This is a genomic window from Brevundimonas sp. (assembly GCF_035626975.1).
GTDB lineage: Bacteria > Pseudomonadota > Alphaproteobacteria > Caulobacterales > Caulobacteraceae > Brevundimonas.
In genome coordinates, this window is record NZ_DASPMQ010000037.1 from 25491 (window position 1) to 46461 (window position 20971).

Annotated in this window: 18 protein-coding genes; 8 read left to right on the forward strand and 10 right to left on the reverse strand. The window is 68.8% G+C overall.

What is annotated here, in order from left to right; genetic code table 11:
- Nucleotides 1-3: 3 nt before the first annotated feature.
- The gene (locus VEB62_RS09360; RefSeq protein ID WP_324798470.1) at nt 4-1134 is read right to left on the reverse strand and encodes a sensor histidine kinase; all 1131 of its coding nucleotides are present in this window, start codon (nt 1132-1134) and stop codon (nt 4-6) included.
- Nucleotides 1135-1241: 107 nt separating this feature from the next.
- Nucleotides 1242-2018, reverse strand: a complete 777-nt coding sequence (locus VEB62_RS09365) for a response regulator transcription factor (protein ID WP_324798472.1) — start codon at nt 2016-2018, stop codon at nt 1242-1244.
- Between the two features lie 279 nt (nt 2019-2297).
- On the opposite strand from VEB62_RS09365, the gene VEB62_RS09370 reads away from it, so the two are divergent.
- Nucleotides 2298-3389, forward strand: coding sequence for a sensor histidine kinase (locus VEB62_RS09370; RefSeq protein ID WP_324798475.1), 1092 nt, complete (start codon nt 2298-2300; stop codon nt 3387-3389).
- Between the two features lie 145 nt (nt 3390-3534).
- On the opposite strand, the gene VEB62_RS09375 is transcribed toward VEB62_RS09370, so the two are convergent.
- Genes VEB62_RS09375 through VEB62_RS09385 form a run of 3 tightly spaced genes read right to left on the reverse strand, consistent with a single transcriptional unit; the run spans nt 3535 to nt 6432 of the window.
- A complete protein-coding gene (locus VEB62_RS09375; RefSeq protein WP_324798477.1) occupies nt 3535-3708 on the reverse strand; it encodes a hypothetical protein in 174 nt (57 codons plus the stop codon).
- A gap of 19 nt (nt 3709-3727) precedes the next feature.
- Entirely contained in the window at nt 3728-5107 is a 1380-nt protein-coding gene (locus tag VEB62_RS09380) for a glycoside hydrolase family 27 protein (RefSeq protein WP_324798480.1), read from the reverse strand.
- The gene (locus tag VEB62_RS09385) at nt 5104-6432 is read right to left on the reverse strand and encodes a sugar MFS transporter (protein ID WP_324798483.1); all 1329 of its coding nucleotides are present in this window, start codon (nt 6430-6432) and stop codon (nt 5104-5106) included. Before VEB62_RS09385 ends, VEB62_RS09380 begins: the two co-directional genes overlap by 4 nt.
- Nucleotides 6433-6553: 121 nt before the next feature.
- On the opposite strand from VEB62_RS09385, the gene VEB62_RS09390 reads away from it, so the two are divergent.
- Nucleotides 6554-7690 carry an aldose epimerase family protein gene (locus VEB62_RS09390; RefSeq protein ID WP_324798486.1) on the forward strand — a complete coding sequence of 379 codons (1137 nt, stop codon included), beginning with the start codon at nt 6554-6556 and terminating at the stop codon, nt 7688-7690.
- A 30-nt stretch (nt 7691-7720) separates the two neighbouring features.
- Here VEB62_RS09390 and VEB62_RS09395 read toward each other — a convergent pair whose 3' ends face one another.
- A complete protein-coding gene (locus VEB62_RS09395; protein ID WP_324798489.1) occupies nt 7721-8518 on the reverse strand; it encodes a FadR/GntR family transcriptional regulator in 798 nt (265 codons plus the stop codon).
- A 462-nt stretch (nt 8519-8980) separates the two neighbouring features.
- Here VEB62_RS09395 and VEB62_RS09400 point away from each other — a divergent pair, with 462 nt between their 5' ends.
- Both VEB62_RS09400 and VEB62_RS09405 read left to right on the forward strand, forming a co-directional pair.
- Nucleotides 8981-10582 carry a GH39 family glycosyl hydrolase gene (locus VEB62_RS09400; RefSeq protein ID WP_324798492.1) on the forward strand — a complete coding sequence of 534 codons (1602 nt, stop codon included), beginning with the start codon at nt 8981-8983 and terminating at the stop codon, nt 10580-10582.
- Nucleotides 10579-12201 carry a family 43 glycosylhydrolase gene (locus tag VEB62_RS09405; protein ID WP_324798495.1) on the forward strand — a complete coding sequence of 541 codons (1623 nt, stop codon included), beginning with the start codon at nt 10579-10581 and terminating at the stop codon, nt 12199-12201. The genes VEB62_RS09400 and VEB62_RS09405 overlap by 4 nt, the downstream gene beginning before the upstream one ends.
- 39 nt (nt 12202-12240) lie before the next feature.
- Here the strand turns inward: VEB62_RS09405 and cysN are convergent, their stop codons facing one another.
- The 4 genes from cysN to gcvA all read right to left on the reverse strand — a co-directional run bounded on the left by cysN (nt 12241) and on the right by gcvA (nt 17026).
- Nucleotides 12241-14115 carry a sulfate adenylyltransferase subunit CysN gene (gene cysN, locus VEB62_RS09410; RefSeq protein WP_324798497.1) on the reverse strand — a complete coding sequence of 625 codons (1875 nt, stop codon included), beginning with the start codon at nt 14113-14115 and terminating at the stop codon, nt 12241-12243.
- Nucleotides 14115-15080, reverse strand: a complete 966-nt coding sequence (gene cysD, locus VEB62_RS09415) for a sulfate adenylyltransferase subunit CysD (RefSeq protein WP_324798499.1) — start codon at nt 15078-15080, stop codon at nt 14115-14117. The genes cysN and cysD overlap by 1 nt, the downstream gene beginning before the upstream one ends.
- Nucleotides 15081-15172: 92 nt before the next feature.
- Nucleotides 15173-15994 (reverse strand): ferredoxin--NADP reductase, encoded by an 822-nt coding sequence (locus VEB62_RS09420; protein WP_324798502.1) that lies wholly within the window; start codon nt 15992-15994, stop codon nt 15173-15175.
- 102 nt (nt 15995-16096) lie between these two features.
- On the reverse strand, nt 16097-17026 hold the full coding sequence (gene gcvA, locus VEB62_RS09425) for a transcriptional regulator GcvA (RefSeq protein WP_324798505.1): 930 nt from the start codon (nt 17024-17026) through the stop codon (nt 16097-16099).
- Between the two features lie 113 nt (nt 17027-17139).
- Between gcvA and cobA the strand changes: the two genes are divergently transcribed.
- Genes cobA through VEB62_RS09445 form a run of 4 tightly spaced genes read left to right on the forward strand, consistent with a single transcriptional unit; the run spans nt 17140 to nt 20960 of the window.
- Complete coding sequence (cobA, locus tag VEB62_RS09430) at nt 17140-17970, forward strand: uroporphyrinogen-III C-methyltransferase (protein ID WP_324798506.1); 831 nt, start codon at nt 17140-17142, stop codon at nt 17968-17970.
- Nucleotides 17967-18236 carry a DUF2849 domain-containing protein gene (locus VEB62_RS09435; protein ID WP_324798509.1) on the forward strand — a complete coding sequence of 90 codons (270 nt, stop codon included), beginning with the start codon at nt 17967-17969 and terminating at the stop codon, nt 18234-18236. The genes cobA and VEB62_RS09435 overlap by 4 nt, the downstream gene beginning before the upstream one ends.
- Nucleotides 18236-19903: a nitrite/sulfite reductase gene (locus tag VEB62_RS09440; protein ID WP_324798511.1), complete on the forward strand. Its 1668-nt coding sequence runs from the start codon at nt 18236-18238 to the stop codon at nt 19901-19903. The genes VEB62_RS09435 and VEB62_RS09440 overlap by 1 nt, the downstream gene beginning before the upstream one ends.
- Nucleotides 19890-20960: a phosphoadenylyl-sulfate reductase gene (locus VEB62_RS09445; RefSeq protein WP_324798513.1), complete on the forward strand. Its 1071-nt coding sequence runs from the start codon at nt 19890-19892 to the stop codon at nt 20958-20960. The genes VEB62_RS09440 and VEB62_RS09445 overlap by 14 nt, the downstream gene beginning before the upstream one ends.
- Nucleotides 20961-20971: the final 11 nt, after the last annotated feature.

Genomic DNA, 20971 nt, shown 5'->3' on the forward strand with positions numbered 1-20971 from the left:
AAGTCATCGGGCTCCCGCTCCCGCGCGATCCAGCGGCAGACGGGCTGTCGCGGTAAATCCGCTGACGTCCGACGTTCCCTCGATCTCGGCCCGACCGTCATACACCGCCGCCAGGCGACTCCGCACCGCCGCGAGATCCAGCGGCGGCGGCGGCATCGACGACGGGCTCCCGTCCGCCGCTCGCGCCTGTATTGCGACGGCCAGCGTGTCCCCGGCGTCGCGCGATGCCCAAAGCCGGATGGTCACGGCCCGCCGGGGCGGGCTGACAGCATGAGCGACGGCCTGTTCCGCCAGTGGCTGGAGCAGGAAGGTGGGCACCATCGCCTCGTGCAGGCTCTCGTCGCTCACGACCTCCGTGTCCAGCTGGCCATCGTAGCGCATGCTCTCGATGTCCAGATACGCGCTCACGGCCGAAAGTTCCGAAGCCAGGGACACCCGTTCGGCCTCGCCCGGCCCAAGCGACGCGCGCAGGAAATCCGACAGGCGGGTCAACATCCGCTCGGCGTCGGCGTTGCGGCCGGTCAGGATCAAACTGGAGATCGCGTTCAGGGTGTTGAACATGAAGTGGGGGCTGAGCTGCAGGCGGAGAGTCGCCAGCTTCGCGTGATTGGCGGCCGCTCTGGCCTCGGCCGTTGCGACCTCCTGACGGCGCGCCCTCATGTTGAAGCGGCTCAGTACCCCCAGGGCCGTCACCCCCGCATGCACCCACAGGAGCGTGATGAAATTCATCAGCACGTAATAATGAAGAGGGGCCGGCGTCACCTGCCCCTCGTCGTTGACGAACATGGTGCCCCTCGCATTCGGATGGAACCATGACAACAGCAGGTCATGCACCGCCGTATCGATCACCGAATGGATCAGGGCGACCAGGGCCACGGCCCCCACGATCACAACGAGGCGGAGCGCTCGCCCGGCCCATCGATCGGCGGCCCGGACGACCCACAGGAGGACGGGCGTGAGGAGAACGCCCATCAGCGAGACCAGGCCCGTGGCCATCCAGACCCACGCGGGCGCGGGCTCGGGCGCCGCGAGCGTCGGCGCCATGAAGACGGGCACGGAGGCCGCCCAGACGCCGGCCGCTATGATCAGCGCCTGACGGATCTCCGGCTCATGGAAAGCCTTCGGTGTTCGCATGGCCGTCGCGTCTCGCCCCATGAAAGCGTCTTTTTTAGACGTGGATTGCCCTGATGCGATCCCTCCTGTCGCACCGGGGGCGGGGTTCGTCGCATCGGCCGCGGCTGTCAGCCGGGCGCCACAGGCGTCTCCAGGACGTATCCGACGCCGTGGACGGTGCGGATAAGCTCGTGGCCGGATCCGATCTGGAGCCGACGACGCAGCCGATAGACGCGAACCGCCACGTTTCTGGGGTTCAACCATTGCTCGCCCTTGCAGGCGATCCGGATGTCGGCCGGCGTCAGCAGACGCGCCGGATTGCTCAGAAACAGATGGAGCAGGTCATACTCTGAGCGGGACAGAGGCACGCGCTGCCCGTTCAGGCGTCGCAGATCGCGCTTGACCCGATCGAGGCGGAAGTCGGAAAAGCGCAACACATGGGCGTCGTTCGTGCGGGGTTTTGGCGAGCCATGCCGACGGACAAGCGCGCGCATGCGCGCCATCAGTTCCCGGTCGCTGCAGCGGGGAGAGACACAGTCGTCGGCGCCCAGCTCGAGCGCCAGCACCCGGTCGACCTCGTCGTCGGAGCACGTAATCACGAGTATGGCGCCCGCGCGCAGGGACGCCAGACGTTGACAGGCGCTGAAATCGATCTGGCTCCTCGGCCCGCTGTCGAGCACGATCAGATCCGCCGATCGATGAGACAGCGCGGCCTCGGCCGATGCCGCGTCCGCCACGCGGACGACCGCGAAACCGCCCCGGCGGGCGACGTCTTCGGCGCCGGCCGGGGCGGATGGCCCGACGAAAACCGCGAGGGACTGAACGCGGCCCGCAACCGCCGTCGTCGTCACCTCTGCCGTTGGCCAGGCGGGCGATGAAGAGGCAGGGACCAGGTTGTCCAACATGTTCCGAAATCCTGGCGACCGGGAGCCCGCCCCGAAGCGGAGGTCGGGTGAATCCGCATCCGCCGACGAAGAGGTCACTAGAGCAGCGGCGTCCTGTGGATCACCGATGGTGCGATGTGGGTGGACAGGGCTGCGATGGAATCGGCCACGGCGCGTCGAACCCCGTCGTGGCTGCGACGAGCATGGCAGCGCGCGGGCGGTGATCGGTTGAGTTCGCCCGTCTCATAAGGAAAGCTTGACGCTTCCCGGACGACGTCGTCCGCCTGGCGAATCCACTCGATGTCTCTCGCACGCGCCCGCCTCCCCACGCGGGCCTCGACCATACTTCTCGCCCCCCGATGGAGCCCCGTCATCCTGGCCGCGATGCTATGGGGGCTGGCGCTGGTCGGCCATCTGTTGTTCACCCTGTCGCTGAACACCGATCCGCTGCTTCTGCTGTTCCCCTTTGTCTGGACGGCGCACGGACTGCTTCTGACCTGGCCCCTGCACGAGGTCGTGCGTCGCACGGAAGGACTGACGGGCTGGGGGCCATGGCTGCTGGCGGGGCTGGCGGTCGTCCTGCTGGCCGGCCTCCAGGCGCTGCTGGACGCCTGGATTTCCGGCTGGATCGTGCGGCATCTGATGCCGCCGGGCGTAGGAGCAGCCCTCCTGGTCCGTACACCGCACGGGGTCGTCGACGCCGGGCTGCGGATCAGCCTGATGATCTATTTCTGGGTGTTCGGCTGTTACGCCATGGCCGACAGCCTGCTGCTGTCGCAGCGCCGGTTGATCGAGGCCCAGGGCGCCGCGCAGCGGGCCGAACTGGCGGCCTTGCGGTTGCAGTTGCACCCGCACTTCCTGTTCAACGCGCTGAACTCGGTTTCGGCGCTGATCGTCACCGGACGGCTCAAGGAGGCGGATGCGATGGCCATGAGTCTCGCGGCCTTCCTCCGCGCCTCCCTCCTCGCCGATCAGGCCACCCCGATAACCCTGGCCGACGAAGCGGAAGCGCTCGAGGCCTATCTGGACGTGGAACGTGTCCGCTTCGGAGACCGGCTCGTGGTGGAGACCGACATTCCGGAGGACCTTTATGACGTGCGGATGCCCGCCTTTCTGCTGCAGCCGCTCATCGAGAACGCCATCAAGCATGCGGTCGCTCCGACGGCCCGGCGGGTGAATATCGCCGTTGTCGTGCGCCGGTCAGGCGAACGGCTGAGCCTTTCCGTGAGCGACGACGGCCGGGGTGATCCCTCGCTCGCGGCGGGCACCGGCACCGGGTTGCGCAACATACGCGAACGTCTGGCGGCGACGTACGGCCCGGCAGGCTCGCTGGCGACCCGGGCTGGCCCGGAAGGATTCACGGCGACCGTCACCTTGCCGATAGAACCCTGAGCCTCGTCGGCTGTCCGGGCGGGTCAAGGGCGAGTGACCCGTCGGGCACGACCGAGCCGGGCTCGAGCAGGTCGGTCGGGTCGTAGACCCCTACCGCCCCGCCCAGGTCGACTCCCCCGGCCCTGACGCGGACCTCCTCGCAGCGTTACAGATCGATGCGGTCGCCGAACATCTGGACGCCGGTGGCCCGGCCCCACGGACTGCAGCCCATGCGCCGGGCGAATCCGGGCGTGATGGTGGTTATGCCGCCGGGTGTCGGGCAGGAAGGTCTCGGCGTCCCGTTCAACTCCACCTCGACCGTCCGCAATCGCTCGCGCAAGCGGAAGCACAAGTCTGAATCAAGCCGGGGCCAGGCGGTACAGGCCTGAACCATGGGCCGGCAGTAATCGCGCGAATTCACGATGCGCCGGCCCCAGATTCTCACCCGTCCAGAGATCCCGGACGACCGCATCCTCGCCGAACCCCAGATCGGCGAGGCTGACGCCGACCTGCGCTTCCACCGGGCCCGTATTGAACAGGGAGACATAGGCGTCCGGTCCGGACTCCGGCCGGGCCGTCCACACCCGTGTGTGCGCGGGCGACGGCAGCGGGCGATTGTCGCGGGAGGCCTGGTTGACGGCCAACACCTCCGGATTGGTCAACAGGGCCAGAGTCGCGTCATCCAGATGCCGGAGATCGCCGCCCATGATCAGGGGTGACCGGGCGATCGACCAGAGGGTCATCAGGGTTTGCTGCTCGACCGGCGTGAAGTTCGTGTCCCTTTCGCCGAGCGCCAGCCGGCCGAGCGGCAGCATGTCCGCATCGGGCCAGGCTCCGGGCCGGCGATGGGGGGTCCAGTTCGCGAGGCGGTCGAACTGGGCCTCGAGCAGCTCCCAGGTATCCCAGAAGTCGTCGCTGATCCGCCACATCTGGGCATGGCGCCCGACGTGTTCGGCCTGGTCGAGCGGCGTCTCGCCCGGCGACAGGCTGAGGATGATCGGCCGGCCCGTCCTGGCGATCGCATGATGCGCGGCCTCGATCTCGAGGCGCTGAACTGCATCATAGGGACGGCTCATGTCGTCCATCTTGATGAAGTCGACACCCCAGGACGCATACAGCGCGAAGACGCTGTCGTAATAGGCCTGCGCGCCCGGCCGCCGCATGTCGACGCCATACATGTCCGGATTCCAGGGACAGGTGCTGTTGACGTCGGCGATGTCGCGGGCGCGCCACTCCGTGCCGAGCACCGGCAGGTTCCTCTCCACCGCGAGACGCGGGATCCCGCGCATCAGATGGATGCCGAACTTCATTCCCATGGCGTGCACATCGGCGGCCAGGGGGGCGAAGCCGGCGCCGCCCCGGCTGGACGGGAATCTGTTCGGCGCGGGCAGCAGACGCCCGAAGCCGTCCATCTCCGGCACGGGGTTGCTGTTATAGGTGTAGCTGGTCGCGTCCGGTTCGTACCACTGGATGTCGATGGTGAAGACGTCGTAGCCGGACGGAAGGAGCCGATCGCGCATGATCTGCGCGATTTCGCGCGCCTGCGCCTCGTTGATGGTCGTCGCGAAACTGTTCCAGCTGTTCCAGCCCATGGGCGGGCGCGGCGCCAGCGGTCCGGCCGTCGATCGGGCGCGGCTCGCTGCGTCGACCGCAGTCGCGGCCATCCCGGCTCCAGACGCCAACGTCCCCGCGATCCCCATCGCCAAGGCCCCGCGCCGGGTCATCGGTTTGCCCTTCATGCTCGACGCGCCAGGTCGGCCGTCTCCGCCGACGGGACCTCCACGCTGGCGGGTCGGCTTCCCCGGATGGCGTAGAAGAGGACATAGAGTTCGCAGGCGGCGGTGAGCAGGAAGGACAGTTGCAGTCCGACGGTGTCGGCCAGCCATCCCTGGACGATGACCAGGGCCCCGCCGGCGATCGCCATGATCAGGAGGCCGGAGCCTTCCTCGGTGAGGGGTCCCAGGCCGCGGATGGCCAGGGTGAAGATCGTCGGGAACATGATGGAGTGGAAGAAGCCGACGGCGACCAGGGCCCACATGGCGGCCGGTCCGGTGGCGAAGCTGGCCACCAGCATGACCACGAAGGCCCCGACGGCGAAGGCGGCCAGCACGTGTTCGGCGCGCACGCGCCGCATCAGGAAGCTTCCGGCGAAGCGCCCGACCATCATCCCGCCCCAGAGAATGGCGAGATAGCGCGACGCCTCCTCATGGGTGATGGCGGCGATGTGGGGCTGGGACACGAAGTTGATGAACAGATTGGCCACCCCGATCTCGGCGATCAGATAGATGAAGATGGCCGGGACGCCCCAGACGAGGTTGGGGTGCCGCCACAGCGACAGCCCCTTGCGCGCTTCGCGGGAGGCGCGGTGGGTCGAGGCGCCGATCGCCGGCAGGGGGAAGCGGGCGATCACGACCGCCAGCACGACCAGGACGGCGGCGACGATCAGATAGGGCAGGATCACCGACTGGGCGTCGGCGTAGCGTTCGGCGGTGGTCAGGACCACGTCCGCTTCGGAGGTTCCGCCCTTGGACCGGCCGAGGATGAGATAGCCGGCGAACAGCGGCGCCAGGGTGGTGCCCAGCGAGTTGAAGGCCTGGACCAGGTTGAGGCGCGAGGAGCTGGTCTCCGGCGGGCCGATCACCGCGACATAGGGGTTGGCCGCCACCTGCAGCAGGGTGATGCCGCTGGCGATGACGAACAGGGCGCCCAGCACCAGGCCGTAGGAGGCGAAGCGGGCCGCCGGAACCATGAGCAGGGCGCCGGCCGCCATGGCGGCCAGGCCGATGACGATGGCGCGCTGGTAGCCGACCCGTTCGATCAGCTTGGCCGAGGGGATGGAGGCGACGAAATAGGCGATGAACCAGACGGACTCGATCAGCGTGGTGCGGGTGTAGTCGAGCACGAACACGCTGCGCAGATGCGGCAGCAGGGTGTTGTTGATGACGGTGATGAAGCCCCACATGAAGAAGAGGCTGGCCAGCAGGATCAGGGCCGGGCGATAGACCGGACCGGAGCCCGGCCGGAGCGACGGCGCCGGCGCTGGCGTCGGAATAGAAGCGGTCATAAGGTTCCCTCTCGACGCCCCGTGCCGTTGCCCGGCATCGGTTGCTCACCGGCTTTTTGTCAGAGTATAGTCGAGCCAAAGGCGGGTCAACGACGCTCGCTGCGGATGGGGAAGCCAAGTGATGAAGCTCAGCGGACTGGTGGTTTTGGCATGGGTCGCGGCGCTGGCCGCCTCTCCCGTCCTGGCGTCGGAAGCGCGGCGGGAGAGCGCCGGGTCGCTCAGGGACGGACGGCCGGTCGAGGCGATCGTGCTGTCCAACTCCACCGGGGTGTCGGCGCGCATCCTCACCTATGGCGCGACGCTGCAATCGTTGATCGCGCCCGACCGGAACGGCGTTCCCGGCGACATCGTACTCGGCTATGACGACGTCGCCGACTATGAGGCCCGACCCAACTTCTTCGGAGTCACGGTCGGACGCTACGCCAACCGTATCGCCGGCGGCCGCTTCACGCTGGACGGACAGACCTACCAGCTTCCCCTGAACAACGGCCCCAACTCGCTCCACGGCGGCGGCGAGGGATTCGACACGCGGCTGTGGCGGGTCGTGTCAATCGAGGACGGAGAGGAAGCGCGGGTGACGCTGGCGCTGACCAGCCCCGACGGCGAGTCCGGCTACCCCGGCCGTTTCGAGACGACCGTGACCTACTCGCTTGGCGAGGACGGCGCGCTGGAGATCGCCTTCGAGGGCCGGACCGACCGCCCGACGATGATCAACATGACCAATCACGCCATCTTCAACCTGGCGGGCGAGGGCTCGCCTGAGGGCGCCATGACGCATCTCCTGAGCGTGCCGGCCGAGACGTACACCCCGGTTGACGAGACGTTGATCCCGACGGGCGAACGCCGCGCCGTCGAGGGCACGGTTTTCGACTTCCGCACGCCGCGCCTCATCGCCACCGGACTGCGTGACGGACGCGACGAGCAGATCCGGATCGGTCGCGGTTACGATCACAATTTCGCCCTCGACAAGGGTCTGACACAGGATCCCGGCCTGGCCGCGCGGCTTGAGGATCCGGGCTCGGGCCGGGTGTTGGAGGTGTTCACGACGGAGCCGGGCCTACAGGTCTACACGGGCAACTTCCTCGACGGGACCCTGACCGGGAAGGGCGGACACGTCTACCGGATGGGTGACGGCATCGCCCTCGAGCCGCAGAAATTCCCGAACGCGCCCAACGAGCCCGGTTTCGTCTCGGCCCGCGTCGATCCGGGTCACCCCTATCGCCACGTGATGATCTATCGCGTGTCCGTCGCCCGCTAATGGGGCTCACGTAATCGAGGTTCCGGGCGCTCAGTCCGTGTTGGGGCGGGCCAGGGCGGCTTCGACCTCCATCGCCTGCTGGGTGTCTTCCAGCGCGAGGACGACGAGTTCCCGCATCGCGGCCTCCGCCGCGTCCAGGTCCTGGGCGACGATGGCGTCGTAGACGCGCGCATGGTCCGGGACGGGATTGCGGGGCAGGGCGCGGGTGCGCTGTTTGAACTGGGTGGTCCAGGCGACGGCGGCGCCGATGCTGGCGCTCAGGGTCACCAGGGCGTCGTTCCGGGTGGCCTGCAGGATGGCGTCGTGGAAATCGCGGTCCGCCGCCCGGCCCGCCTCGGTGGCCAGGGTGTGGCGGCGCATGCCGCTCAGCGCCTCCCTCATCGCCTTGAGGTCCGCCCTGTCCCGTCGCTCGGCCGCCATGCGGGCGGCGGCGGGTTCGATCACCGCGCGCAGCTCGAACAGGCTGCGGATCAGGCGCAGGTCCGGCTGGCCCGAAAACGCCCAGCCCAGAACCACCGGGTCGAGCAGGTTCCAGCGATGCCTCGGCAGGACCTTGGTGCCGGTCTTGGGCCGGCTTTCCACCAGACCCTTGGCCGCCAGGACCTGGATCGCCTCGCGGTAGGCGTTGCGCGACACATCAAGGGCTTCGGAGAAGGCGACCTCGCCCGACAGGGTGTCGCCCGGCGCATGCTCGCCGGCGAGAATGGCCGAGCCCAGCATGTTCGCGATCGCCCCGTGCAGCCGGCGTCCGGGCTCCCGGGCGCTGCGGCCGGGTTTGAGCGGGGTGGGAGACGCCTTGCCCTCTTTGGCGTCCGATGGTCCGGCCATGAAACGTTGTTCCTGCGCCGCCAACGGCGGCGAAACGGGATCACCTGGTCAGCCGCGATCTGTCATATTAATGCGGACTGGCGCCGAGTCTGTCCAGCGATGGCAGGTGGATGCGCCCCACAAGCCCCTCATGCGCCAGGGCGAGCGTCACCGATGGCGCGCGGGGCGGCGCGGCCGAATATTACTCTGACATATAGCCGCTGGCCCCGCGAAGACGCCCCCGGCGCCCTCCGAGAGGTCGCATCGGCGATCACCGATGATGGTAGCGCTAACAGGAAATGCTTTTCAACTCATACAATTCATGCATCGTACGCGCGCCGACGCCTTTCGCGGGGTTGCTGAAGCGCCGCCGGCCAACATCACGAAACAAGTGATGGCTCCGGCAATCGGGAGGGGAAACGTATGCTCCGGGCCAGTCGAACGCGCCGTGACGCCTCCCCGCGCCGTAGCAAGGACATGACCATGAAACGGACCCTGGAGAAGACGATGAGACTGTTCACCTCGTGGGCCGTTCTGGCCTGTTCGGCCTTCCTCGTCGCGGTCGCGGGCGTCGCCGACGCCGCGGCGATCCAGCAGGGCGATACCCGCTCCATCGTGGTCCGCGTCGATGGCCCGACCACGCCGCGCAACCGGATGGCGGAGTTTTCGGTCGGCTCGGACTATCCCGGCACCCTGATCCGCGAGGACAGTCTGGCGCAACTGCAGACGGTGAGCGAGGAGCTCGGTTTCCGCTACATCCGTTTCCACGACATCTTCCACGACGACATGGGCGTCTACCGCGAGGTGGACGGACGCCCCGTGTATGACTTCAGCCGCATCGACTATCTGTACGACCGGCTGCTGGGCATGGGGATCCGGCCGTTCATCGAACTGGGATGGACGCCGTCGGCGATGCGGACGTCCGACCAGACCCTCTTCTACTGGAAGGGCAACACCTCCCATCCGCAGCCGGAGAAGTGGAGCGCACTGGTCGACGCCTTCGTGCGCCATCTGATCGACCGCTACGGCGCCGAAGAGGTGCGCAGCTGGTATTTCGAGTTCTGGAACGAGCCGAACCTGGCCGACTTCTGGGAGCGGGCGGACCAGGCGGCCTATTTCGACTACTACGGACGCACCGTCCGGGCGATCAAGGCGGTCGATCCCGCGCTTCGCGTCGGCGGCCCCTCCACCGCCGGCGCCGACTGGGTGCCCGAGTTCCTGGCCTACGCCGATCAGCACGACCTGCCGGTCGACTTCGTCACCACCCACACCTACGGCGTCGACAGCGGCTTCCTCGACGAGATGGGCGAGAACGACATCAAGCTGTCCCGCAACCCCGACGCCGTGGTCGGGGACGTCCGCAAGGTCCGGGCGGAGATCGAGGCGTCGACCCGGCCCGGCCTGCCGCTGTTCTTCACCGAATGGAGTTCCAGCTACAATCCGCGCGATCCGGTACACGACGACTATTTCGGCGCGGCCTATGTCCTGTCCAAGCTGCGCCAGACCGAGCCGCTGGCCCAGGGGATGAGCTACTGGGCCTATACCGATCTGTTCGAGGAGCCCGGGCCCCAGACCCGACCCTTCGACGGCGGGTTCGGCCTGATGACCCCGGACGGCGTCCGCAAGACGACCTGGTTCGCCTTCAAATATCTGAACAGCCTCGGCGACCGGGAGCTTGCAACCGGCGACGCCCAGAGCATCGCGGCCCTGAAGGGCGACACCGTGCAGGTGCTGGCCTGGAGGGACGTCCTGCCCGAGCAGCCGGTCAGCAACCGGCCCTTCTTCCGCCAGGTGCGGCCGGCGGCCGACGGCCCTCCCCTCGCCCTGACTCTCGAGGGTCTGGCGCCCGGACGCTACGAGGCGCGCATTCGCCGGACCGGCTTTCGGCAGAATGACGCCTACACCGCCTATCTGGAGATGGGCCGGCCGACCGAGCTGACCGCTGATCAGCTGGCGCAGTTGCAGGCGCTCACCACGGACGCGCCAGTTCGCCAGACCGTCGAGGTCGGCGCCGACGGCCGGGCCTCGCTGATCCTGCCGATGCGGGACCACGACGTGGTGATGATCGAACTGGACCGCCCGTGACCCTGCCCCGCCGCGATTTGTTCAAGGGGGTGCTGGCGGGCGCCTTGGCGCCCGCCCTCGCCGCCCCATCCAGCGCGGTGGCCGGCCAGTCAGCGCCGCAGCCGGCGCTGCGATGGGGCGTCGGCGCCGAGGGCCAGCGCAAGGCCGATCTCGGAAACGGCTTCTTCCAGAACCCCATCGTCGCCGGAGATCACCCGGATCCGACCATCCTCAAGGATGGCGACGACTACTACATGACCTTCTCGTCCTTCCTGTCGTACCCGGGGCTGGTCATCTGGCATTCGACGGATCTGGTGAACTGGACGCCGGTGGGCCCCGCCCTGCACACCTATCTCGGCGTGATCTGGGCGGTGGATCTGATCAGGCACGAGGGCCGGTACTTCATCTACATCCCCGCCGACCCGAAGAAGGAAGGCTGGTCGATCTTCGCCATCTGGGCCGATGACATCCGGGGACCCTGGAGCGAGCCGGTCGATCTTGGAATCCGCGACTGCATCGACCCGGGCCATGTCGTGGGCGAGGACGGCCGCCGCTACCTGTTCACCAACGGCATCCGCAAGATCCGCCTCACCGACGACGGACTGGCCACCGACGGTGAGCTCGAACCCGCCTACGCGCCATGGGTCTATCCCGACGACTGGGTCGTCGAGGGCTTCGCGCCGGAGGGCCCCAAGCTGCTGAAGAAGGACGGCTGGTTCTACCTGGTGACGGCCGTCGGCGGCACGGCCGGCCCGCCGACCGGTCACATGGTCATCGCCGCGCGCTCGCGCTCCGTTCACGGGCCGTGGGAACACTGCCCGCACAATCCGCTGGTGCGGACAACGGACGCGGCCGAACCCTGGTGGTCGCGCGGCCACGCCACACTCGTCGAAGGTCCCGGCGGAGACTGGTGGCTGGTCTACCACGGCTATGAAAACGGGTACCGGACCCTCGGCCGCCAGACCCTGCTGGACCCCGTGGAATGGACGGCTGACGGCTGGTTTCACGCCCGGGGCGGCGACCTCTCCCGGCCATTGCCGAGCCCCCGTGGGGGTCGCGAGGGCGCCTCGGCGCCGGGCCTGTCCGACGACTTCTCGTCGAACCGGATGGGTGTCCAGTGGGCCTTCCATACCGAGGACCCGAACAGCGCCCGCCGGGCCAGCTACGAAGGATCTGGCCTCGCCCTGCGGGGGGCGGGAACCTCGCCGGCCGACTCGGCCCCGTTGACCTGCCTGGTCGGGGATCGCCGCTACGAGGCGGAAATCACCCTCGATCTCGAGGGCGACGCCGAGGCGGGCCTCCTGCTGTTCTACAATCCCAAGGCCTTCGTCGGCATCGGTTTCAGCCCGACCACGCTGAAGACCTTCCAGTTCTCCGAGGAGCTGACGTGGATGCGGGCGGCCCATCAGACGCGCAGGCTCCGCCTGAAGGTCACGAACATCGACAATGTGGTGACCTGGCACACCTCGTCCGACGACGGCGCGACCTGGGTGCGCAACGGCATGCGCATGGAGGTCTCGGGCCTGCACCACAATGTCTTCGGCGGCTTCCTCAGCCTCAGGCTCGGCGTGTACGCCGCCGGCCCCGGGCGGGTGATGCTCAGCGACTTCCGGTACCGCGCCCTTCCCGGAACGGCTTGAGTCCCGCCGGGCGTCGATCGTCCAGAACGACTTCCGCGGTCAGCCGGCCGGGATCCACCGCCGGCTTTCCAGCAGGGCGACGATCCGGTCGGCGGCCGTCTCGGGGTCGAGCGCAAGCGTATCGAGAACCAGGTCCGGATCGGACGGCGGTTCGTAGGACGACCCGACGCCGGTCAGGTCCGCGATGACGCCCGCGTCCGCCCGGGCGTACAGGCCCTTGGGGTCCCGCGCGCGGCAAGCGTCCAGGGGCGCGTCGACGAAGACTTCCAGAAAGCCGTTCGCGGGCAGGCGCTCACGAACGGCCTGACGCGCGGCGACGCTGGGCGAAACGAAGGCGCAGAGGCTGATCACCCCGCCCTCGACGAACAGGCGCGCCACCTCGCCGGCGCGGCGGACGTTCTCGGCCCGGTCCTCGGGCGAGAAGCCGAGGTCCCGGTTCAGGCCATGCCGCAGATTGTCGCCGTCCAGCAGAACCGTCCGAATGTCCCGCGCGTGCAGCTTGCGCTCCAGGGCCGTGGCGATGGTGGACTTGCCCGAGCCGGGCAGTCCCGTAAGCCAGATCGCGCCGCCTTCATGGCCGTTCAGGCGAGACCGGTCGCGCCGCGACACGGCTTCGGCGGTCGGATAGATGTGCCCGGCCTGGCCGAGGGCCTTCCGGGCGACCCCAGCCGCGGCGACGGCGCCGGTTTCCCGGTCGATCAGGACGAAGCCGCCCATGGCGGGGTCGTCCGCAAACGGATCGAAGGCGATCGGCGACGGCAAGGTCAGGTCGGCGGCCGCGATCTCGTTCAGGCCCAGTCCGGCGGCGGCGCCGGCTTCAGCCTCGGCCAGCACGACCTTGACCGGCGAGGTCCGGCCTCCGATGCGAATTCTGTAGGCGCGGTCGGGGGTGAAGGGCCGGTCGTCCATCCACAGCAGGCTGGCCGAAAAGCGTTCGACCGACGCCGGCCGGGCGTGAGGCAGGGCCAGAACGTCGCCGCGCGCCACGTCGACCTCCTCCTTCAACACCAGCGTCACCGCATCGCCGGCCTCGGCCGAGGTCCGGTCACCCTCCCAGGTCACGATGCGCGAGACGGTCGCCGCCTTGCCCGAGGGGCTGACCACGATCTGGTCGCCGGCGCGGACGCGCCCGGAGGCCACCGTTCCGGCATAGCCGCGGAATGAATGGTCCGGGCGGTTGACGTACTGCACGAGGAAGCGGAACGGCCGCGACAGGCGGTTGTCCTCAACGGGCAGGTTCTCGAGCGCGTCGATCAGCGTCGGCCCCTCGAACCACGACAGCCGCGGCGCGCGCCGGACCACGTTGTCGCCTTCGCGCGCGCTGATGGGGACGGCGGTGACGGACCGGAAGGCCAGGCCCGCCGCGAAGGCGGCGTAGTCGGACGCGATGGTCTCGAAAACCTGGCGATCGTAGCCGACCAGATCGATCTTGTTCACGGCCAGGATGACGTGCCGGATGCCGAACAGCGAGACGATGCGGCTGTGGCGCTCGGTCTGGGCGGTGACGCCCCGGGTCGCATCGACCAGGATGACGGCTGCGTCGCACCCGGACGCTCCGGTCGCCATGTTCCGTGTGTACTGCTCATGGCCGGGCGTATCGGCGACGATGAAGTTGCGGCGCCCCGTCGAGAAATAGCGGTGGGCGACGTCGATGGTGATGCCCTGTTCGCGCTCGGCCTCGAGACCGTCCAGCAGCAGGGCGAAATCCAGCTGGTCTCCGGCCGTGCCGAAACGGCGGCTGTCGCGTTCGAGCGTGGCGAGCTGGTCGTCCGCGACCTGCCCGGTGTCGTGCAGCAGGCGGCCGATCAGGGTCGACTTGCCGTCATCGACCGAACCGCAGGTCAGGAACCGCAGATGATCACGCGCCGCAGGATCGGGGACGAGCCGGGACAGGGCTACGACTTCACCATCCATCAGAAATAGCCCTCGCGCTTCTTGCGCTCCATCGAAGCGGTCTCGTCCGCATCGATCAGCCGGCCCTGACGCTCCGAGGCGCGGCTGGACCGAAGTTCTGCGATGACGGAGTCGATATCGTCGGCGTCCGACTCGACGGCCGCCGAGAGGGGGTAGCAGCCGAGCGAGCGGAAGCGCACGCGGCGCAGATGCGGGACTTCGCCGGGCCGCAGCGGCAGGCGGTCGTCGTCTCGAACGATCAGCGCGCCGTCGCGCTCAACGACCGGCCGGGGAGCGGAGAAGTAGAGCGGGACCACGGGGATGGCCTCAAGCCGCGTGTATTCCCAGACGTCGAGCTCGGTCCAGTTCGACAGGGGAAAGACCCGCAGCGATTCGCCGGGCTGAAGCGCCGAATTCCACAGCTTCCAGAGCTCGGGTTTCTGGCGGCGGGGATCCCAGGTGTGGCCGGGACCGCGCACCGAGAAAATCCGTTCCTTGGCCCGGCTCTTCTCCTCGTCGCGCCGGGCTCCCCCGAAGGCCACGTCGAAGCCGTGCGCGTCCAGCGCCTGTTTGAGCGCGTCGGTCTTCATGACCTGGGTGTGCAGCGACGAGCCCGAGGCGACGGGACTGACGCCGCGCTTCAGGCCATCCTGGTTGACGTGGACCAGCAGACGGACGCCGTAGGTTTCGGCGACCGTATCCCGATGCCGGATCATGTCGCGGAACTTCCAGGTCGTATCGACGTGGAGCAGCGGGAACGGCGGCGGAGCCGGATAGAAGGCCTTGGCGGCGAGGTGCAGCAACACCCCCGAGTCCTTGCCGATCGAATACAGCATCACCGGGTTGCGCGCCGTGGCGGCGACCTCCCGGAAGATCTCGATCGCCTCGGCCTCGAGACGCCGCAGATGAGGCGACAGCCGTCCGATCGGCGCCAGGGGCGCGGGCGGGGTGTCGATCGGGCGGGCGAGCGGTGCGGCAAGAGTCATGGGAGCCTCGTGGATGCCTCCACTCAAACCTCACCGACGCAGCCGAGGTCGAACGATTTGATCTGGGCGGCAGCGATAGTTTTTCTGATGGGTCAGCCGACGAAGGCCCGCTCGAGGACATAGTCGCCGGGGGCTGCGTTCGAGCCCTCGGTGAAACCCGCCCGCTCCAGCAGGGCCGCCACGTCCCGGATCATGGCGGTCGATCCGCACAGCATGGCGCGATCGGTGGCGGGATCGAAACCCGGGCCGAGGTCCAGGTCAGAGAACAGCGACCCGTCGTCGATGCGGCTGGTGATCCGCCCCGGCCGCTCGAAGGGCTCACGCGTGACAGTCGGATAGTAGGACAGCCGGCCGAGCGCCAGGTCGCCGATCAGCGGGTCGTCGAAGACGTCGCGCGTCAGAAACTCCCGGTAGGCCAGATCCCGCACCTCCCGAACGGTGTGGGTCACGACGATCTGGTCGAACCGCTCCCAGGTGTCCGGATCGCGCAGCACGCTCAGCCAGGGTGCCAGACCGGTTCCGCTGGCGATCAGAAACAGTCGCCGGCCGGGGGTCAGGGCGTCCAGCACCAGCGTGCCCGTCGGCTTGCGGCCCAGCAGAATCCGGTCTCCCGCGGCCAGCCGTCCAAGCCGCGAAGTCAGGGGACCGTCGGGAACCTGGATGGAAAAGAACTCCAGTTCATCCGCCCAGCCCGGGCTGGCGATCGAATAGGCCCGAAGGGTGGGCTTGCCTGCCCCGTCTTCGGCCGGCAGACCGAGCATGATGAATTCGCCGGAGCGAAACCGGAAACTCTCGGGCCGTTCGACAGCGAAGCTGAACAGCCGGTCGGTCCAGCGCCGGGTCCACAGGATGCGCGGTTCGTGCCAGGCGGAGGCCGCGGCGGCGGGACGGACGGGCGCAAGGGTTTCGGTCATGGCGATCCTCGGGACGGGACCCCGCCAATAGGAGACGGAGCCGCCGGAGCGCGAACGACTTCTTCTGCCGCCGCCAGTCAGAAAAACTGCGAACGGCGGGCTCTAGAGCTGATCCAGCCCCGTCTCGTGGAAGGCCGCCTGCCGTCTCAGCCAGTCGGTGAACGCCCTGGCGCTGGGGGACAGCGGCCGGTCCTTCGGATGCACCACGTGATAGGCGAAAGCGACCACCGCGCCGCCGTCGTGGAAGGGCGCGATCAGGCGCCCGGCCGCCAGGTCCGCCTGGGCCAGGGTGCGCTTGGCCAGGGCGACGCCGCGACCGGCCACCGCCGCTTCGATCAGCATGGCGGACTGGTTGAAGCGTGAGCCTCGCCGTGGATCCGGATGGCGGACCCCGCGCGCCATCAGCCACATCGGCCAGTCGGGCCGGCCGGGATCGGCATCGCCTGACATGTCGTGCAGCAGCACGTGATGAACCAGGTCCGCCGGCGCCCGGATCGGGTTCGGCCCCTGCATCAACGCCGGCGCGCAGACCGGAAGGACGCTCTCGATCAGCAGCCGTTCGGACACATGACCGGGGTAGTGTCCCGGACCATAGCGGATCGCCAGGTCGATCTGGCCCTGGTCGAAGGCGACGGGAGCCATGTCGGCCGACACCCAGACCTCGATCTCGGGATGATGGGCATGGAAGTCGTCCATGCGGGGCATCAGCCATTTGGACGCGAACGACGGCGCGACGCTGATCGAGACCTGGCGCCGGCGCGGCGGCTCGCGCATCAGGGCCGAGGCGTCTCGCAACCGGTCAAGGCCCTCGGCCACCAGGGGCGCGGCCGAGCGGCCCAGATCGCTCAGCTGCAGCCCCTTGGCTTCGCGCTTGAACAGCGGCGCGCGAATGATCTCCTCGAGCTGCCGGATCTGTTGGCTGACCGCCCCCGGGGTGACCGCCAGTTCGTCGGCCGCCCGCGAAAAGCTCAGATGGCGGGCGGCGCTTTCGAAGACGCGCAAGGCGTTCAGAGGCAACAGGGTTCGGGCCATGCCTGATAGAAAACCTAATAGGGCGACAAAGACAATCTCGTTTGTTGGCCGCCGCCGCCGAACGTAGTGCTGAAAACGGAAGCCCGGCCGTCAGAGAGCCGGAAAGTGATCCGATGCCCGCCTTTCCCGCCGCCATCCCCTCGCCGTCCGCCTCGACCGGGGCGAGCGCGATGCTGCGCCTGCTGAACCGACCCGAACCGGGCGTCGTGTCTCTGGTCGGCGCGGGCCCGGGCGATCCCGAACTGCTGACGCTCAAGGCGCTGCGGGCCCTGCAGGAGGCCGATGTCGTCATCCATGACCGGCTGGCCCCGACCGCCGTTCTGGACCGCGCCCGCGCCGAAGCCCGCCGGATCTACGTCGGCAAGCGGAGAGGCGAGCACTCCGTCCCGCAGGAGGAGATCGCGGCGCTGATGGTCGCCGAGGCCCGGGCCGGGCGCCGGGTGGTGCGCCTGAAGGGCGGCGATCCGTTCGTGTTCGGCCGGGGCGGCGAGGAACTGGAGGCCGTGCGGGCCGCCGGGATCGAGGTCGACGTGGTTCCCGGCATCACCGCGGCGCTGGGCTGCGCGGCGGCCGCGGGCATTCCGCTGACCCATCGCGACCAGGCCCAGGCTGTCACCTTCGTCACCGCCGAGACCCGGGCCGGCGGCACGGGTCCCGACTGGGCATCGCTCTCGGCCGCCAACCACACGCTGGCCATCTACATGGGCGTGGCCGGAGCGGCCGCGGTGCAGGCCGGTCTGCTCGAGGGCGGCCGGGCGGCCGACACTCCGGTCGCCGTAATCGAGAACGGCTCCCGTCCCGACCAGCGTATCGTGACCGGACGGCTGGACGGCCTGGCCCGTCTGATCGCCCGCGAGAAGGTCGTCAGCCCGGCGCTGCTGATCGTCGGCGAAGTCGCGGCATGGGCGCAGTCGCAGGCGGTGGTTCAGGAGGCTGCGGCGTGAAGATCGTCACCGCAAACCGCCTCTCCGACGGCCGGGTGATCTACGCCGGCCCGTCAGGAGAGCCCGTCGAGGCCCTCGATCGGGCCGGCCGTTTCGACGGCGAGGCCGCCGACGCCGCCCTGTCGCGGGCGGCCCGGGACCCCGCCATCTTCGTCAACCCGTACCTCGTCGAGGTCGACGGCGATCGTCCCTCGGGCCGCGACCGGTTCAAGGAGCTGATCCGCTCCAGGGGCCCCACCGTCGGCCACAGCCTGGGGCATCCCTGATGTACCGGTACGACGAATTCGACACGGCCGTGGTCCGCGAGCGGATCGAGGAATTCCGGGACCAGGTCTCACGCCGGGTATCGGGAGGCCTGACCGAGGACGAGTTCAAGCCGCTGCGGCTGATGAACGGCGTCTATCTGCAACTGCACGCCTACATGCTGCGCGTCGCGGTGCCCTACGGGACCATGAACAGCCGGCAGCTGCGCCGCCTCGCCCACATCGCGCGCGTCTACGACAAGGGCTACGGCCATTTCACGACCCGCACCAACATCCAGTACAACTGGCCGGCGCTCAGCGACGTCCCGGCCATCCTGGAGGAGCTGGCCGAAGTCGAGATGCACGCCATCCAGACTTCGGGCAACTGCATCCGCAATGTGACCACCGACGTCTTCGCCGGTTGCGCGGACGACGAGATCGAGGATCCCCGGCCGTGGTGCGAAATCCTGCGCCAGTGGTCGACCATCCATCCCGAATTCTCCTTCCTGCCGCGCAAGTTCAAGATCGCGGTGATCGCGGCTCCGAAGGACCGGGCCGCCATGCGCACGCACGACGTCGGCCTGCAGCTGATCCGGGGCGAGGATGGAGAGGCGGCCTTCCGGGTCTTCGTCGGCGGCGGTCAGGGACGGATTCCCCATATCGCGCAGGAGATCGCGCCGGCGGTGCCGGGGCGGGATCTGCTGGCCTATCTCACCGCCATCCTGCGCGCCTGGAACCTGCTGGGCCGCCGCGACAACATCCACAAGGCGCGGATCAAGATCCTCGTGGCCTCGCTCGGCATCGACGCCTTCCGCGAGGAAGTCGACCGCCACTTCGCCACCCTGCGGCGCGAGGACCTGCGGGTTCCGGACGACGAGGTCGCCCGCATCCGCGCCTATTTCGCGCCGCCGGCCTTCGCGGACTTGCCGAGGACCAGCGGGGCCTTCGACCGGGCGTCCCTGGCGGATCCGGACTTCGCCCGTTTCGCGCGCAACAACGTCCGGCGCCATCGCCAGCCGGGCTATGCGACCGTCATCGTCTCGCTGAAGCCGGTCGGAGGCGTTCCGGGCGACATTACGGCCGCCCAGATGGACCTGGTCGCGGACCTCGCCGAGCGCTTTTCCTTCGACGAGGTCAGGGCGTCCTATGAGCAGAACCTGGTTCTGCCCCACGTCCGGCTCGACGACACGCCGGAGATCTGGCGGCGGCTGGCCGAAGCCGGTCTGGCCACCCCGAACGCGGATCTGGTCACCGACATCATCGCCTGCCCCGGACTGGACTACTGCAGCCTGGCCAACGCCCGGTCGATCCCGGTGGCCCAGGCCCTGTCCGAGCGGCTGGCCGACCTCGACTATCAGGAACGGCTGGGCCCGATCCGGGTCAATATGAGCGGCTGCATCAACGCCTGCGGTCACCACCATGTCGGCCACATCGGCGTGCTGGGCGTCGACCGGAAGGGCGAGGAATACTACCAGATCACTGTCGGCGGTTCGGCCGATGAGACGGCCGCCCTTGGCGAGATCGTCGGCCGGAGCCTGGCCGCTGACGAAGTCGCGCCGGCGGTCGGACGGGCTCTGGATCGGTATCTGGAGGTCCGGCGCGACGGCGAAACCTTCCTGGATGCCGTCCGCCGCCTCGGCGCCGATCCGTTCCGGGACGCCATCTATGGGGCAGTCGATGCAGTGGCTTGAGAGGGCTCCCGAGGGCGTGCGGCTGCCCGTGACCACCCCGCTGGACGAGGTCGAGACAGCCGCACGCGACGCCGGGGTGCTGATTCTGGAATTCGACGCCTTTCGCGATGGACGGGGGTTCTCCCTCGCGGCGGTTCTGCGCGAGCGCGGCTATCGCGGTCGGCTGATCGCGGATGGACGCGTCATTCCCGATCAGGCCCGTCACCTGCGCCGCTCCGGCTTCGACGGCGTGGTCCTGGGCGCCGGGGCTGATGTCAACGCCTGGAGGCGGATGGATGCGGCGTTCAGCGCGACCTACCAACCCGTCGAGGACCGCGCGGCGCCGATCTGGCGGCGGCGTGAATTGGCGCGGAAACCCGAGGCGATCGTCGATCGGCTGAACCGCGAAACGCGCGGCGGCGACGCCGAGGATATTCTGCGGGCGGCGCTGGACCCCGCGCTCGGGTTGAAGCCGGCGGTCTTGTCGTCGTTCGGCGCGGAGGCGGCGGTGTTGCTGTCGCTGGTCGCGCGGATCGACCCGTCCACCCCGGTGGTCTTCCTCGACACCGGCATGCATTTTCTGCAGACCCTGGCCTACCGCAAGGCGCTGTCCGAGCGGCTGGGCCTGACCGACGTCCGGCTGGTGACGCCCGATGCGGGTGAGCGCGCCGACCTCGACCCACGCGACGACCTGTGGCGGGCCGACCCCGACGCCTGCTGCGACCTTCGCAAGGTGCGGCCGCTCGAGCGGGCGCTGGCCGGCATCGACGCGGTGATCACCGGCCGCAAGGAACATCAGACCCCGGACCGGCTGGGCCTGCGTCCGTTCGAGCTCTTCGAGGGCCGCATCCGGGTCAATCCGCTGCATGACTGGTCGGAAGAGCGGCTCCAGGCCTGGTTCGACGCCGAGGACCTGCCGAGGCATCCCCTCACCGCCCAGGGCTATCGGTCGATCGGTTGCTGGCCCTGTACCGAGGCCGTGGAGGTGGGCGAAGATGCCCGTCTCGGCCGTTGGTCGGGCGCCGCCAAGACCGAATGCGGTATACATCTGGGTCGCCGCGCGCTTGCTGTCGGCTGACTTTTTCCAGT